Source organism: Allobosea sp. CCNWLY174 (assembly GCF_037120455.1).
Classification (GTDB): domain Bacteria; phylum Pseudomonadota; class Alphaproteobacteria; order Rhizobiales; family Beijerinckiaceae; genus Allobosea; species Allobosea lupini.
The window spans coordinates 33,110-47,145 of record NZ_JBBBBQ010000012.1; the positions used below are offsets into that span (position 1 = coordinate 33,110).

Annotated in this window: 13 protein-coding genes; 5 read left to right on the forward strand and 8 right to left on the reverse strand. The window is 63.0% G+C overall.

Annotated features, from left to right (window positions below; translation table 11 throughout):
- The first annotated feature begins 182 nt into the window (after positions 1-182).
- Complete coding sequence (locus V7S63_RS25485; protein ID WP_336532314.1) at positions 183-617, forward strand: DUF1236 domain-containing protein; 435 nt, start codon at positions 183-185, stop codon at positions 615-617.
- A gap of 182 nt (positions 618-799) precedes the next feature.
- On the opposite strand, the gene V7S63_RS25490 is transcribed toward V7S63_RS25485, so the two are convergent.
- The 3 genes from V7S63_RS25490 to V7S63_RS25500 all read right to left on the reverse strand — a co-directional run bounded on the left by V7S63_RS25490 (position 800) and on the right by V7S63_RS25500 (position 3,680).
- Positions 800-1,216 carry a Ros/MucR family transcriptional regulator gene (locus V7S63_RS25490; RefSeq protein ID WP_336532315.1) on the reverse strand — a complete coding sequence of 139 codons (417 nt, stop codon included), beginning with the start codon at positions 1,214-1,216 and terminating at the stop codon, positions 800-802.
- Positions 1,217-1,706: 490 nt separating this feature from the next.
- Positions 1,707-2,642 (reverse strand): pirin family protein, encoded by a 936-nt coding sequence (locus V7S63_RS25495; protein ID WP_336532316.1) that lies wholly within the window; start codon positions 2,640-2,642, stop codon positions 1,707-1,709.
- 108 nt (positions 2,643-2,750) lie between these two features.
- The gene (locus tag V7S63_RS25500; RefSeq protein WP_336532317.1) at positions 2,751-3,680 is read right to left on the reverse strand and encodes a LysR family transcriptional regulator; all 930 of its coding nucleotides are present in this window, start codon (positions 3,678-3,680) and stop codon (positions 2,751-2,753) included.
- A gap of 149 nt (positions 3,681-3,829) precedes the next feature.
- Here V7S63_RS25500 and V7S63_RS25505 point away from each other — a divergent pair, with 149 nt between their 5' ends.
- Both V7S63_RS25505 and V7S63_RS25510 read left to right on the forward strand, forming a co-directional pair.
- Positions 3,830-4,483, forward strand: a complete 654-nt coding sequence (locus tag V7S63_RS25505) for a hydrolase (RefSeq protein WP_336532318.1) — start codon at positions 3,830-3,832, stop codon at positions 4,481-4,483.
- A gap of 141 nt (positions 4,484-4,624) precedes the next feature.
- Positions 4,625-6,007, forward strand: coding sequence for an alginate export family protein (locus tag V7S63_RS25510; protein ID WP_336532319.1), 1,383 nt, complete (start codon positions 4,625-4,627; stop codon positions 6,005-6,007).
- 61 nt (positions 6,008-6,068) lie between these two features.
- On the opposite strand, the gene V7S63_RS25515 is transcribed toward V7S63_RS25510, so the two are convergent.
- The 3 genes from V7S63_RS25515 to V7S63_RS25525 form a co-directional block, all read right to left on the reverse strand.
- The gene (locus tag V7S63_RS25515) at positions 6,069-6,224 is read right to left on the reverse strand and encodes a hypothetical protein (protein ID WP_336532320.1); all 156 of its coding nucleotides are present in this window, start codon (positions 6,222-6,224) and stop codon (positions 6,069-6,071) included.
- Positions 6,225-6,265: 41 nt separating this feature from the next.
- Complete coding sequence (locus V7S63_RS25520) at positions 6,266-6,637, reverse strand: GNAT family N-acetyltransferase (protein WP_442896520.1); 372 nt, start codon at positions 6,635-6,637, stop codon at positions 6,266-6,268.
- Positions 6,638-6,828: 191 nt separating this feature from the next.
- Positions 6,829-7,818, reverse strand: a complete 990-nt coding sequence (locus tag V7S63_RS25525; RefSeq protein ID WP_336532321.1) for a zinc-dependent alcohol dehydrogenase family protein — start codon at positions 7,816-7,818, stop codon at positions 6,829-6,831.
- Between the two features lie 144 nt (positions 7,819-7,962).
- Here V7S63_RS25525 and V7S63_RS25530 point away from each other — a divergent pair, with 144 nt between their 5' ends.
- Together V7S63_RS25530 and V7S63_RS25535 are read left to right on the forward strand one after the other, a co-directional pair.
- A complete protein-coding gene (locus V7S63_RS25530; RefSeq protein ID WP_336532322.1) occupies positions 7,963-8,889 on the forward strand; it encodes a LysR family transcriptional regulator in 927 nt (308 codons plus the stop codon).
- A gap of 567 nt (positions 8,890-9,456) precedes the next feature.
- Complete coding sequence (locus V7S63_RS25535) at positions 9,457-9,810, forward strand: response regulator (protein WP_336532323.1); 354 nt, start codon at positions 9,457-9,459, stop codon at positions 9,808-9,810.
- A gap of 29 nt (positions 9,811-9,839) precedes the next feature.
- Here the strand turns inward: V7S63_RS25535 and V7S63_RS25540 are convergent, their stop codons facing one another.
- Both V7S63_RS25540 and V7S63_RS25545 read right to left on the reverse strand, forming a co-directional pair.
- Positions 9,840-12,383, reverse strand: a complete 2,544-nt coding sequence (locus tag V7S63_RS25540; RefSeq protein ID WP_336532324.1) for an ATP-binding protein — start codon at positions 12,381-12,383, stop codon at positions 9,840-9,842.
- Positions 12,380-13,870, reverse strand: coding sequence for an ATPase domain-containing protein (locus V7S63_RS25545; protein WP_336532325.1), 1,491 nt, complete (start codon positions 13,868-13,870; stop codon positions 12,380-12,382). The genes V7S63_RS25540 and V7S63_RS25545 overlap by 4 nt, the downstream gene beginning before the upstream one ends.
- Positions 13,871-14,036: the final 166 nt, after the last annotated feature.

The window sequence follows — 14,036 nt, forward strand, 5'->3', positions numbered from 1 at the left end:
ATGAAAAAGCCCCGCGGGCGCAACACTGACCCGATTTGATCAGTTCATCGCTTTGCGTGCGCCTTCGACCCTTTCGCTTTCATGACCTAAGGCCACCAAAAGGTGCGCAGTGGATGATTGTGACGACGCGCCATCGGAACCCAGGAGCAAACGAGCCGTTCATCGGACGAGGATAGCGAAGTTTGAACTTCGGCTTAACCGCGATGAAGGAACATCACATGCTCAAGAATGCTCTTTTCGCCGCCGGGCTGGTACTGCTACCTGCCACGGCGTTCGCGCAGACTTCCGGGGTCGTCGTCCGCGATCCCACCGGCGGCTCAACCCGCGATCCGGCGCTCGGCGCAGGCAGCGTTGAGGCTCCTCTCAAGCGGGACCCGGCTGGTGGGGTAATGATCGACGATTCAACGCGCTTCCGAGCGTATGTGGTCGAGCAGCGCGTCCCGTCCTACACCTATGCAGAGCCGATGACGGTCGGCACCGTCCTGCCGCAGCAAGGTGTGGTCTACCGGGAGGTGCCCGCAGAATACGGCGCCAGCGGCTATCGCTACACCGTTGTCAACAACCGCACGGTGCTGGTCGATCCGAATACCGGCCGGGTCGTTCAGATCATTGAATAATCAGCTGGCCCGTGCGCGGCACGCGTGTGTCCACACTAGCCTGCTCCTTCGGGAGCAGGCTTATTCGGGATGAGTAACCCGGAACGTCACAGGTCACGACGCCTGCGCTGAAGCGCTCTAGAGCTATTGCCAACGCATTCCGCGCGCTAGGCTTACGTGCTGCGCACGCTGGCAGTTCGCTATCAGCGCCTTTTGCGCTTGCTCCCAGCATCACGGCCGAGGCCTATCGATCTGGCCAGTTGAGAACGAGTTTCGGCATAGTTTGGTGCGACCATCGGATAATCCGCGGGAAGGTCCCACTTCTTCCGGTACTCATCTGGAGAAAGGTCATAGGCAGCGCGCAGGTGCCGCTTCAGCGACTTGAAGGGCCGACCATCTTCGAGGCTGTAGATTGCGTCGGGAGTGATCGATCTCTTGATCGGAATAGCAGGCGTCGGCTTGGGAGCCTCAGGTGCAGTGGGTTGCCCTAACGTCACAAACGTCGAATGAATGCCCGCAATGAGTCCGGCGAGCTCGGATTGCGGAAGGCGGTTGAACTTCACATAGGCCGATGCAACCATCGTCGTCAGCCCAAGCAGCTCTTCGCTATCTCCAGACATCGTCCCTCCGATCACGGTGGATCCTCAGTAACTGATTCGCTCCATCCGATATCAAGCGTACGGCGGTATAGTTACACACTAAAATGCGAGTGGTGACAGAAATTCGCCGTTGCGGCAGATAGTTGTATTGCAGTTCATGCAATTTCAGGTTGTTGAAAATATCTGCGCCCCCCAAAAAATGACTAGCCGTGACTCGAGATAATTTTTTGAAATAGCTGCATAATTATCCCGAAAACGGCATCATATCCTCAGCTCGGAGGTCATGACGCAGTTCCCCCTCAAGCGTACCGACCGCATAGGGCTCGTTTCCGATGACGACATGCCGAGAAAATCGCGACACGAGCCCGCCGCAGCTCAACGGCGATGTCGAGCGTGATCCACGAATCGTCATCTCTCAGTTCGCGGCAAAGTAATCCGACAGCCAGCCAGCGGCGGCCTGATGGTCAAGAGCTCTGACGAACTCAGCTCAAATTCGGGTGGAGAGCGCTGTTCAGTCCGGGAGAGGAATGTGCTCGTCCCGGTCGTCGGCGGGGAGATCGAAGCGTCCATTGCCCCAGTTCTGCGCGCGCCACTCGGCCTTGGCTTCCTCGATGCGTTCCTTGGAGGAGGCGACGAAGTTCCACCAGATGTAACGCGGACCTGTCAGCGTCGCGCCGCCGAGGATCATGAGGCGTGCGCCCCTCGCGCCGGCTGCGACCGTGATCCTGTCGCCGGGGCGGAAGACCATCATCTGGGGCGCCTCGTATTCCTGACCTGCGATCGAGATTGACCCGTCGAGGATGTAGATGCCCCTGTCCTCGTGATCGTCTGGCATCGGCAGCCGGCTTCCAGCTTCGAGCGCGACATCGGCGTAGAAGGTTTCGGAGAACATCGTCGCCGGTGCGCGCTCGCCATAGGCGTTTCCAAGGATGAGCCTGACCGAGACGCCGCCGTCCTTGATGGACGGCAACGACTCCTTGCCGTGATGCTCGAACGAAGGCGCCATGTCCTCATGGCTTTCGGGCAAGGCTAACCAGGTCTGGATGCCGAACAGGCTGTTCGGCCCGCTTCGGCTGGCTGCGGAAGTGCGCTCGGAATGGGATACGCCGCGCCCGGCGACCATCCAGTTCAGCGCACCGGGGCGGATGATCTGATCGGCTCCGGTGCTGTCCCGATGATGGAAATCGCCGCGGAACAGATAGGTTACCGTGCCGAGACCGATGTGCGGGTGTGGGCGGACGTCAATGCCTTGCCCGGTCAGCAGCTCGGCCGGTCCGGCCTGGTCGAAGAAGATGAACGGCCCCACCATCTGCCGCTTCGGCGCCGGCAGGGCGCGCCGCACCTCGAAGCCGCCGAGATCCCGCGCCCGCGGAACGATCAGGGTCTCGATAGCATCGATGCCGACCTCGTCAGGGCAGCCTGGTTCGATGGCAGGGTTCCAGCTCATGCGTGTCGCGATCTCCCGTCGGCGGCCTTCATCGACGATCGACCTAGTGAGCCGCGGCTCCTACGACTAGTTGCGCGAGCCGCTCAGCTGTGTCGCCCAAAGCGGAACTCACACGGCCGGCGCGAAGACCTCGCCTTTCGTATTCGGCAGACCAATCTCGGCGAAACGCGGATCGTATTTGAGCATCTCGATCAACAATTCGGTGAGCACCCGGATCTTGCGTTCGGGGTGCTGGCCCGGCGGGCGGACGACATAGGCGCCGGCTGGCGGCGGCGGGTAGCGCAGCATGATCGGGACGAGCGCGCCAGCGGCCACATGCTCATGGATCATGCAGTCGGGCAGCCAGGCGATACCGAGCCCCGCTGCTGCGGCAGCAACGAGAGCCGTGGCACTGTCTGCCTTGAAGCGCCCCTGCGGCTGGATGGTGACGATCGTGTCACCGTCCATGAATTGCCAGGTCTCCATGCCCTGCATCAAGGCCGGATGGGCGGCGATCTCCTCCGGCTTCTCAGGGGAGCCGTGAGTCTCGATATAGTCCGGGCTCGCGACGAGCTTGCCGTAGATCGGGCCGATACGCCTTGCGACCAGATTTGAGTCCTGCAGGTAGCCGACCCGGATCGCGCAGTCGAAGCCCTCGGCGATGATATCGACGAAGCGGTCGCTGTAGACGGTATGGATGTGGAGCTGCGGGTAGCGTCGCGCCAGCTCGGCGACCATCGGAGCAAAGTGCGTCGGCCCGAAGGTCAGTGGCATGGCGATCCGCAGGCGGCCGCGAAGGTCGCCATTCGGCAGGATCGCCTCCCTGGCCAGCTCGATCTCAGCGGAGACCCTGGCCGCGTGCTCGCGGAATGTCGCGCCGGCTTCCGTGAGTGCCGCGCCACGGGTCGTGCGGGCAAGCAGCTGGACTCCGAGCTCCGATTCTAGCCGCAGCAGCCGTCGGCTCACGATGGACTTAGACAGGCCTAGTCGGCGCGCGGCGGGCGAGACGCCTCCGGCATCGGCAACCGCCACGAATGTCTGCAGATCTTCAATCTCCAATTTGGCGTTCCTCATATTGCGACACAGCTAGCCTGACCATGGCGCTATCGCAGCGCGCTCGGGAACGGCGATAAACCGGCGGCGCTGCCTGTGGCGCAAATCGCACGGCTGACATTGCCGCTCATTGACGACGTCAGAAGAGGATAATCATGACCTTTCGCAATGGCCTGAAGTCGCTTCTTCGCCCTGAAGACTCGGTCCTCGTTCTGATCGACCACCAGCCTTTCCAGCTCACCAACCTAAACAGCCACGACCCCCATATGGCGGTCAACAATGCGACGGCTCTGGCGAAGGCCGCCAAGGCATTCAGCGTCCCGACCATTCTCACGAGCGTGATCGCTGAGCGAGGCGGTCTCATCTTCCCGCAGATCACCGATGTCTTCCCGGGCCAGGAGGTGATCGACCGGACGTTCGTCAACACTTGGGAAGATCCGAAGGTGGTGGACGCGGTCAAGGCGACGGGCCGTAAGCAGCTGATCATCGCCGGCCTCTGGACTGAAGTCTGCGTTGCGATGCCGGCGATCCAGGCTCTGGGCGAGGGCTGGGACGTGACCGTGGTCACGGATGCCTGCGGCGGCATTTCGATCGAATCCCACGAGGTCGCCATCCAACGCATGATCGCAGCCGGCGCGAATATGATGACTTGGCTCGCCGTGATGGCCGAATGGCAGCGGGACTGGGCCCGCATCGAAACCGCTGGCAAGGTGACGGACGTCCTCAAGGAACATGCTGCGGGCAGTGGCATCGCCTATTTGTGGGAGCAACAGCTGCTCAACACGCCGGTCCCGAGCGCCGCCGGCTGACCTGTTCGGGCGGCAAGTCGCGGCGAGATGCCTTGCGAGACAATGGACCCGGTGTCGCGGCTCGCCATCCCCTCTGTGCCGGGGCCCGCTAAGCTCCGGCGCTTCCGCCGAAGCCTGAAACAATTGTCGCCGCGAAAGTGGATGATCGCTTTCGCGGCAGCAACGTTGCCTGTTGTGGCAGACGCACAGACGGGTACGGATATCGGCCGGGCGCCGACCTTAACGATCGAGCGTTACCCCGAAAGCTGGTCCTATCTCGCAGACCCGACGCAGCGGACGGGGCGGTGGACGGAGCCGTTCAAGTACATCCCCTTGAGCGCGGATGGATCGACCTATCTCACGACAGGTCTCGAAGTCCGGTCGCGCTACGAAGGCTATGCCAATCCGCGTTGGGGTGACGCGCCGCATGACGGCTATGTCTGGCATCGCTTCATGCCTTATGCCGATTTCCACGCAGGACAGCTGCGCCTGTTTGCTCAGCCGATCATCTCCGGGATCTCGGGCGTCCGCCGCCCCAGGCGGCCCGTCGATACGACCGGCGCGGACCTGCTGCAGGCCTTCGCCGAGGTGGAGACGGATGTCGCAGAGGCGGTTTCGCTGCGGATGTCAGCCGGCCGCAAGCTGGTGTCGCTGGGCGCGGGGCGCTTCGTCGACACACGCTACGGTCCCAATATCCCTCAAGCATTCGACGGCTTCGATGCGGCCCTGACGGCCAAGGCCTGGCAGGTCACGGCGCTCGCTTTCCGCCCGGTCGACAACCGGCTCGACAGTTTCGATGACCGGACGTCGACCCAGAAATCTCTCTGGGGCGTCTATGCGACGCGCTGGCTGGGCGAAAAGCGGAGGAATGGCTTCGATTTCTACTACCTGGGGCTGCGCGACCGAAATGCGATTTACGATCAGGGGGCTGGGAAGGAGCTGGTCCACACCTTCGGCACCCGCATCTTCGGGGATACCGGCTCCGCTTACTGGAACCTCGAAGCCGCCGTTCAGAGCGGAACCTTCGCAGGCCATGGCAGGGCGGGATGGGGCATCGGCGGCGAGGTCGGTTATCGCTTTGCCCAGGCTCCGCTGCAGCCCGACCTCAGGCTGGCCGCCGATGCGATTTCAGGTGACGGCGATCCGGACGATCCGAAACTGGGAACGCTCAATCCTCTCTTCCCAAGGGGCAAGTACTTCGTGTCCCAGTCGCCGATCGGGCCACGCAACCTGATCCAGCTTCGGCCGTCCATCGCGATTCATCCGCACAAGGATATCGAGCTGTCGCTGTCGGGTTCGGCCTATTGGCGACAGAGCACGGCCGACGGCGTCTATACGATCTCGGGCGCTCTCGTGCGCAGCGGCAAGGGCAGCAACACGCGCTTCATCGGGACGCAGGCCGAAATCGCGGTCGCCTGGCAGGCCACGCCGGAGCTGAACTTCGCGGCTTCGGTCGGCGTCTTCGATCCTGGACCATTCATTCGGGAAACCGGCTCGGCTCAAGTCATCAAGCTGGTCGGCGTCATGGCGAACTATCGGTTCTGACCATGCCTTCCTGCATGTCCCTCGAAGCCACACCAATGCCGTCGCTGAAAGAGCCCAAGGATCAATGATGGAGATCGGTATCGACAGTTTCGCGGCGATCCTCCCCGATCCGGCGACTGGCAAGCCTCCGTCTGCAGCCGACCGCATCGCCGATGTCCTCGACGAGGTCGAGGTCGCCGACCGGGCCGGGCTCGTTGCCTTCGGAATCGGCGGGCATCATCGCGCCGAGTTTCTCGATTCTGCGCCCACAGCTAGATTTTATCTCGCGCCTGCCTCCGCCAAATCGCGCAGCGTGACCATGAGTGTCATCGGATCGAGCGGCGAGGGCGTGAAGCCGAGCGCGAGATGGAAGGCCTTGGCATCGTCGGAGATGGCGTGCACGAGCAAGCCTCGTATGCCGAGGATCTCAGCGGCCTGCAACAGCCGCAATCCAGCATCCCGTACCATGGCCCGGCCGATGCCTTTGCCTTGGTAGGCGCTGTCGATCGCCAAACGGCCCAGCACTGCAAGCGGGATCGGATCGGGCATGTTGCGCTGGAGCCTGCCCGGCGCTTCCGCTTGCGTGACGGCGCCGGTTGCAATGGCGTAGTAGCCGACGACTCGTTGCCCTCGCAGTGCACGAACGTTCATGATGCGCCGCTGGCTTGGTTGCTGCGCGCGCGCTTTACCAGCCAGTCGTCCAACTCAAGGGTTCCGGAATTAAACTCTGCAAGCTCGTGGTGATCGGCCAGTCGTACCGGTGCAGAAAGGGGCACGCAGCGGCGCATGCGGTCTGAACGAAGCGGCCGGCCGGGGAGCTGCCCGGCCGGCCGCGGGACATGTCAGGCGGCCGCCTCACCCGAGACGTCGATCACGACCTTGCCCCGCAATCCTCGCGCTGAGCCGTTCTCCAGCAGTTCGTGCGCCTCGGCCATGCGGGAAAGTGGCAGTGTCGCGCCGATCACTGGCTTCACCAGACCGCGCTCGACGAGGCTGGTAAGCGCGTCGAGCTTGCCGCGGTTCTGGCGGGTGAACACGAAGTGATAGGCCGCGTTCTTGCCCCAGGCCTCAATGAGGTTCTGCGGCTGTGCTATGTCGACGAGGCTGACCACGCGCCCGAACGGCGCGAGCGTGAGCGGGCTTCGCGTGAGGGCGTCGCCGCCGATCGTGTCGAAGACGACGTTCACGCCCTCTCCGCCGGTCAGTCGGGCGACTGACTCCACATAGTCTTCAGCGGTGAAGTCGATCGCCTCGTCGGCGCCAAGCGTGCGGACAAAGTCGTGATCGCGCGCACGCGCCGTCGTAATCACCCGAGCGCCGATCGCCTTCGCGACCTGGATCGCGATCGTGCCGACGCCACCGGCCCCGCCATGGATGAGGATCGTCTCGCCGACCCTCAGCTGCGCGCGCTGGACGAACGCCTCCCAGACAGTGCCGCCGACAAGCGTCAGGCTCGCCGCCTCGAGGTGCGAGAGGTTTCGCGGCTTGCGTCCAACGAGCTCGACGTCAGCAACGTGCTGCTCGGCATAGGAGCCGGCGGCGCCGAAGATCTTAGGCGTGTAGTAGACCTCATCGCCGACCGCGAACTCGCGAACATCCGAGCCCAGTTCCTCGACGACGCCCGAAATGTCGTGGCCGGTGACCGCGGGCAACGGCACGTAGTCCGCGTAGTCGCCACGGCGGATCTGGTAATCGAGCGGATTGACGGCCGTGGCATGCACCCGCACGCGCACCTGGCGCGGGCCGACGTCAGTCACGTTGACCTCGCGCAGCTCGAACGCGTCCGGCCCGCCAAAGCGCGTAAGCACGGCAGCCCTCATGGTCTTGGTCATCACGACCTCCTTTCAGGAGTTGAGGCAGAGCGGACTCCATTGGCCATGGTCCCGCTGCGGTGATGCTCATATGACTTGTCGTGATTGCTCTCGGTAGCAGGTCAAAATTAGGATCAGCTTCAACGAATCCTTGAAAGCAATGCGATGGATGTGAACGACCTGAACTTGTTCGTCCGTATTGCTCAGCTCCGGAGTATCAGCTCTGCAGCCCGCGACCTCGGCCTCACTCCAGCGGTAGCGAGCGCCAGATTGGCAGCCCTCGAGAGGAAGCTGGGCGCCAGGCTTCTCCACCGAACGACGCGGCAGGCGACGCTGACCGAGGACGGCCTCGCCTTCCTGCCGCACGCAGAGCATGTCGTGCTCGCCGCAGAGTCCGCCCGCGCGGCGCTCGGGCGGGAGCAAGCCGCCCCGCGCGGCACCCTGCGGGTGGCGGCTCCGGCCTCGTTCGCGCGCATGCATATCGTGCCGGGCCTACCCGATTTTTGCAGGCGATATCCCGAGCTGGCTCTCGACTTGCGCATCTCGGACAGTGTTGTCGATCTCGTCGAAGGTGCCTTCGATGTCGCGGTTCGCTATGCCGACCTCAACGACACGTCCTTCGTCGCGCGGCGGCTCGCTCCAGACAGGCGGGTGCTGGTTGCTTCGCCCGGGTACATTGAGCGGCGCGGGCGGCCGAGCACGCCCGATGACCTCGCAGAACACGCCTGCCTAATTGTCGGTACGCTTGATCTCTGGACATTCCGCGGACCGGGCAGCGAATTGATCGAGCGGCGCATGACCCCAAGCTTGCGGATCAATGACGGCGGTGCCGTGCGCGATGCGACATGTGCGGGGCTTGGCATCGCTCTGATGGCCACGTGGTGTGCCGCGGATGAGCTTCGCTCCGGTGCCCTCGTCCCAGTCCTTCCCGAGTATCCGCTCGTCTCGACCCAGACGCTTTGGGTGCTTTACCCGAGCTCGCGCGAACTGGCGCCGAAGGTAAGAGTCTTCATCGACTGGCTGGTCGAGCGATTTGGGGGGCAGCCCTACTGGGATCGCGGCCTCGAACAGTTCATAGGGAACGGTCAATGATGCTCGATCGAGGGAGGCGCGGACAATTAGCGCCACGTCCGGAAGTTCGTGCCTTGCCGGATGCGGACATACACCAGGGTACAACAAAAGGTGCCACGACACGACGGCTGCCATGTGCGCCTCGGCACCGAGTTCGGCGCATCCCGGCGCCAGGGGTTGATACTCGGTGCTGGGCTGTCCGGCGCGGCCATGCATTCGTGAACTAAAGCACCTGGTCGCTGCCTTACGCCGAGAACCGGGCGTCGCGCTTGGACCTGGCGACGGTGCTAGCCCCCGCCTTCGTCCAATCACGGGCCCGCCTCGCTGACAGCGACCTAGCAACGGGAGCTGTGCACCACGGTGTCGCAGGAGATGCGCTGCATTAATTTGCAAGTTGCAAGTCGCTGGCGTGGACGTCGCGGCCGGCAACCCGCTCCGTTTTTTCCAACCAGGCTGTGACACAGAAGCGAGGGATGCGCCCGTACCGTCCGACCGCCGTAGACGGGAGAACAGGTTTCATGCGAAACCCCAGGGCCGTCGTTGGATCAGGTACGCGAAGCCTTTCGCCAAGGAATTTAGAGACTATCGATGCTGAAAGGTAAAGCGATCCTGGTCGTTGAGGACGAACCGATGATCGCCATGGTGCTTGAAGACCTGCTGAACGATTTGGGGTGCAGCGTCGTCGGACCGGCACACAATCTTGCTCAGGCCCAAAGCTTAATTGGGACGAACACTTGCGATGCCGCAATTGTCGACCTCAACCTGAACGGGACCATGTCGCATCCATTGATCGAGGCGCTCATCGGAAAGGGCGTCCCCGTCATCGTCGCGACGGGCTACGGCGGCAGCGCGCCCGATCTGCCAAACCGATGCCGCGTGCTGGCGAAGCCTTACACAATCGAGCACGTCGAACAGGTGCTTCGGGCCTGTCTGCCCGACTAATCCTCTCGCAAGCTGTAACGCGTCGGCGTTCAGGTACCGCCTTGCCGATTTTTCGGCCTGGCTCGAGTGACTGACCGCAGTATCCGGGACAGGTCCTCGACGGCATAGGGCTTCTTCAACAGTTCGAAGCCGTGCCGGCCTTCCTCGGCAAGGACGTGGCTGTACCCTGAAGTGAGCACGACTGGGAGCCCGGGATGGCGCTTCCGGATCTCCAGACCGAGTTCCACTCCGCTCATGCCGGGCATGACGACATCGGAAAACACCGCGTCGAAACGGTCGACCTCGGCGAGGATCTTCAGCGCCTCGTTGCCATTGGCGGCCCATGTCGTCTCATAGCCGAGATCGATCAGGAGCTGCGTCGAGAAAGTCCCCACGTCCACGTTGTCTTCGACCACCAGCACGCGCTGGCCGCTTCCGCCGCTGATGGCCGCAAGCCGTGCTTCGCCTTGCTCGCTTTCCGCTTCTGGTCGACGTTCCACCCGCGGCAAGTAGAGCGTGAATCGGGTTCCGGCCCCGACTGTACTGTCGACGTCGATGTCTCCGCCTGACTGTTTGGCGAAGCCGAAGACCTGCGAAAGCCCGAGGCCCGTTCCCTTGCCGACCTCTTTTGTTGTGTAGAACGGCTCGAAGATCTGGGAGAGTTTATCGGACGGGATGCCCATGCCGGTATCTGAAAGCGACACCGCGATGAACGGCCCCGCTCCCCCGGCATGGCCGCGGATAGCCGGCATCCGCGAAAGGTCCTCGACCGCAATCGTCAGGGTGCCTTCACCGTCCATCGCATCGCGCGCGTTCACGGCCATGTTAACGAGGGCCGTCTCAAACTGACTGATGTCGGCCTCGACGAAGCAGTCCTCCGCACGGATATCGGCGATGATCTCGACGCGCGATCCCATGATGGTCCGCAACATTTCGGCGATGGCGCGGATGCGGACGGCGGGCTCGAACACCTCCGGCTTCAGAGACTGGCGACGCGCAAAGGCCAGGAGCTGACCGGTCAGCTTGCCGGCCCGGTCCACCGTATCGGAGATTGCGTCCACGTAACGGCGCCGACGTTCCTCCGGGAGGTTCGGCCGGCGCATCAGGTCCGTGGAGCTCTTTATGATAGTCAGAAGGTTGTTGAAGTCGTGGGCGACGCCACCCGTCAGCTGCCCGACCGCCTCCATCTTCTGCGCCTGGCGCAGCGCGTCCTCGGCCTTGGTCCGCTCTGCAACCTCATCGACGACCCTTTGCTCCAAGGTCTCGTTAAGGTGGCGAAGCTGCTCCTCGATTGCCTTGCGGGCGGTTATGTCGATGGCCGTGCCAAGCAGTCGTACGCAACGGTCGCCCTCGAAAACGCCTCGCCCCTTTGCGGCAACCCAGCGCAGTACGCCGTCTTCCTTGCCGATCGTGCGGTACTCGACGTCGTAGAGCGCGCGGCGCGCCGGGTCGGCTGCGGCGGCGTAGGCCGCGCCAGTCGCCTCGAGGTCGTCCGGGTGCAGTCCGTCGTAGAAATCCTGCATAGTCACGGGAACGTCCGCCGAAATTCCGAACATGGCTTTGACGCGGGCAGGCCATATGAGCTGATCGTGAACAGGGTCCACGTCCCAGAAGCCGATGTCAGCGTGCTCGGTTGCCAGCCGAAGGCGCTCCTCGCTCTCGCGAAGGCGGGCCTCAGCGCCGACTCGCTCGATATGCGACCAGCAGCGCTCGACGACTAACTGAACGAGGGCAATTTCACGCGATTGCCAGTCGCGCGGATGGCTTTGGTGGACTGCCATCATGGCCACCAGGCGACCGCCTTTTACCAGCGGGCAGCACACGATTGCGGAGATATTGATTGCCAGGAACATCTCGCGTCCCTCGCCGGAAGCCAGCTCAGCGGCGACGTCGCGGACGACCAGAGTATGCCCACCTCGCATGTCGGCAGCGGCTCGGGGACCGAAGAGGTCGAGGCTGTAAGTGCCTGCCGAGCTTTCGATCTCGGGTGCGGCGTAATCGTTGCGAATGAAGAAGCGATCATTGTCGACGTCGACGTCCGCATAGGCGCATCGGGATGCGCCCAGGCGCTTTGCGAGGAGAGTGGCCGCCGTCAGCATTGCCGCGCGCGCATCGCGTGCGCCTCGCATGGCCTCGTCCAATTCTGCGAGGAAGCGCAGCTCGTCGACGCGCGCCCGCGCCTCATACTGTCGCCTGCGGCCCCGTAAGGCGGCGCGGACCAGGCTCACTAAGGTTGTGGGGTGAAACGGGCGTTCGAGAAAAATGGTGTTGCCGAGCACGTCAAGATATCGGCGTGCTGACGGGTTTCGCTCCAACCCGCCACCGTGGCCTGTCAGGAGCACAAAGGGCATGTCGGACCATTCCTGCTGGTCTGCGATCCAGGCAGCCAGAGGGCCCAGGTCCGAAGTTGCCAACGCTTCCTCAGTGACCACCACGACCCCAGCGCCCACATCGAGTTCCCCGATCAGGTCGAGGATCGATCCGCAAGCCTCTGCAATGGTGCCTGCCTCGCCGAGCATCGCGACTGCGATTGATGCATCCCGTCCACGGGGCGCCAGGATCAGAGCCCTTTCCGAGAATGTCGAACGCTTCACGCCTGGCCTGCCCGCACTAACTCCGGGCCCTCACCGACCAAAGTCGGAATGCCCCGGAGTACACCTTGGAAGTTGACGAGCGGCTCGCCGAGGGTGATTCCGCGACCACCGATCCGGTATTCGCGAATGGTGTCCTCATGCCCCCCCATGCGCTTTTTCACGACAGAGATCGCGCGCCGGACCCGGCCGAAAGCCTCGAAGTAGCGAAGCAGTATGACTGTGTCCGCAAGATAGGTGACGTCCACCGGTGTCTTCATGTCCCCGACCAGCCCATGCTGCGCGACAGTCAGGAACGTCGTGGCTCCTTGCCTATTCAAATACTGCAGCAGCTCGTGGATGTGCAGTACTAGCGCTTGTTCGTGCGGCATGGCGGCCTGGTAACCGTTCAGGCTATCGATGATCACCGTCCTGACGCCGTGCTCCTCGACGCAACGGCGCACCCGCTCGGCGAACTCGCCCGGGCTTAGCTCGGCGGCGTCGACCTGCTCGACGAAAAGCTTGCCTCCATCGACCATCGCCTGAAGGTCGATGCCAAGTTTCTTGGCTCGATCGAAGAGCAAGCCAAGCTCCTCGTCGAAGACGAACAAGCCGGCGATCTCGCCCCGAGAGATGGCACTTTCGACGAAGGTGAGACCCAGCAGCGACTTACCGGTGCCCGCCGGGCCCAGGACCAACACGCTCGATCCGCGTTCGATTCCACCTCCCAAAAGCGCATCCAACTGGGACGAACCACTCTTCAGCTCATCGCGCACGAACCGCGTCTTGTGCTCGGCGGAGACAAGACGGGGAAACACGCGCACGCCGCCAGTGAGGATGGAGAAGTCGTGATAACCACCGCGATAACGACGGGCACGATACTTCATAACGCGAAGGCGACGACGGTCGGCGCCGTATTCCGGCGACGTCTCCTCCAACCGGATCACGCCGTGAGCGACGCTGTGCACCGTCTTGTCGTTGATGTCCGTCGTCAGGTCGTCGAGCATCAGCACCGTCGCGCCCCTTTTCGCGAAGTAATGCTTGAGCGCCAGGATCTGGCGTCGGTAGCGCAGGGAGCCCTGGGCGAGAAGCCGGATTTCCGACAGGCTGTCCAAGACGATGCGGTCGGGCTGTGTCCGTTCGAACGCCTCGAAGATGCGCTTGGTTGTCTCGCCGAGTTCCAGGTCCGATGAATAGAGCAGGCTCTGCTGCTGATCCTCATCGAGAAGGAGCTCCGGCGGAACGAGCTCGAAGATCTCGATGCCCGCCATGTCCATGCCATGAGAGGCCGCGCCGGCGCGCAGCTCCTCCTCGGTTTCGGACAAAGTGATGTAAAGTGTGCGTTCGCCCGCCAGGGCTCCCGCCGACAAGAACTGGATCGAGATCGTGGTCTTGCCCGTTCCGGGGTTGCCCTCGAGAAGAAACAGACGCCGCCGTTCCAATCCGCCCCCGAGAACGTCGTCCAACCCGGTCACGCCTGTCAGGGCTGGCTTATCGAATGGCTTGATCACATCCACCTCCAGCGACTGTCGACATCTCTTGGACCACCACGGATGAAAAATCCGTACGGTAGGACCGCAATTCCGACGTTGGGCCAGGGGCCGATAAACACGTCGCTTTTTCCTCGGCAATGGCAAAAGACACGCGGCGGCTCATACGCCGCTCTTAATCGTTCGG

What these genes read in the sequence shown, in the direction of transcription:
- V7S63_RS25530 (WP_336532322.1), top strand. Translation starts at nt 7,963, where the DNA reads ATGGATGTGAACGACCTGAACTTGTTCGTCCGTATTGCTCAGCTCCGG.
- V7S63_RS25510 (WP_336532319.1), top strand. Translation starts at nt 4,625, where the DNA reads ATGATCGCTTTCGCGGCAGCAACGTTGCCTGTTGTGGCAGACGCACAG.
- V7S63_RS25495 (WP_336532316.1), bottom strand. Translation starts at nt 2,642, where the DNA reads ATGAGCTGGAACCCTGCCATCGAACCAGGCTGCCCTGACGAGGTCGGC.
- V7S63_RS25505 (WP_336532318.1), top strand. Translation starts at nt 3,830, where the DNA reads ATGACCTTTCGCAATGGCCTGAAGTCGCTTCTTCGCCCTGAAGACTCG.
- V7S63_RS25515 (WP_336532320.1), bottom strand. Translation starts at nt 6,224, where the DNA reads ATGCCCGCCGATTCCGAAGGCAACGAGCCCGGCCCGGTCGGCGACCTC.
- V7S63_RS25535 (WP_336532323.1), top strand. Translation starts at nt 9,457, where the DNA reads ATGCTGAAAGGTAAAGCGATCCTGGTCGTTGAGGACGAACCGATGATC.
- V7S63_RS25525 (WP_336532321.1), bottom strand. Translation starts at nt 7,818, where the DNA reads ATGACCAAGACCATGAGGGCTGCCGTGCTTACGCGCTTTGGCGGGCCG.
- V7S63_RS25520 (WP_442896520.1), bottom strand. Translation starts at nt 6,637, where the DNA reads ATGAACGTTCGTGCACTGCGAGGGCAACGAGTCGTCGGCTACTACGCC.
- V7S63_RS25490 (WP_336532315.1), bottom strand. Translation starts at nt 1,216, where the DNA reads ATGTCTGGAGATAGCGAAGAGCTGCTTGGGCTGACGACGATGGTTGCA.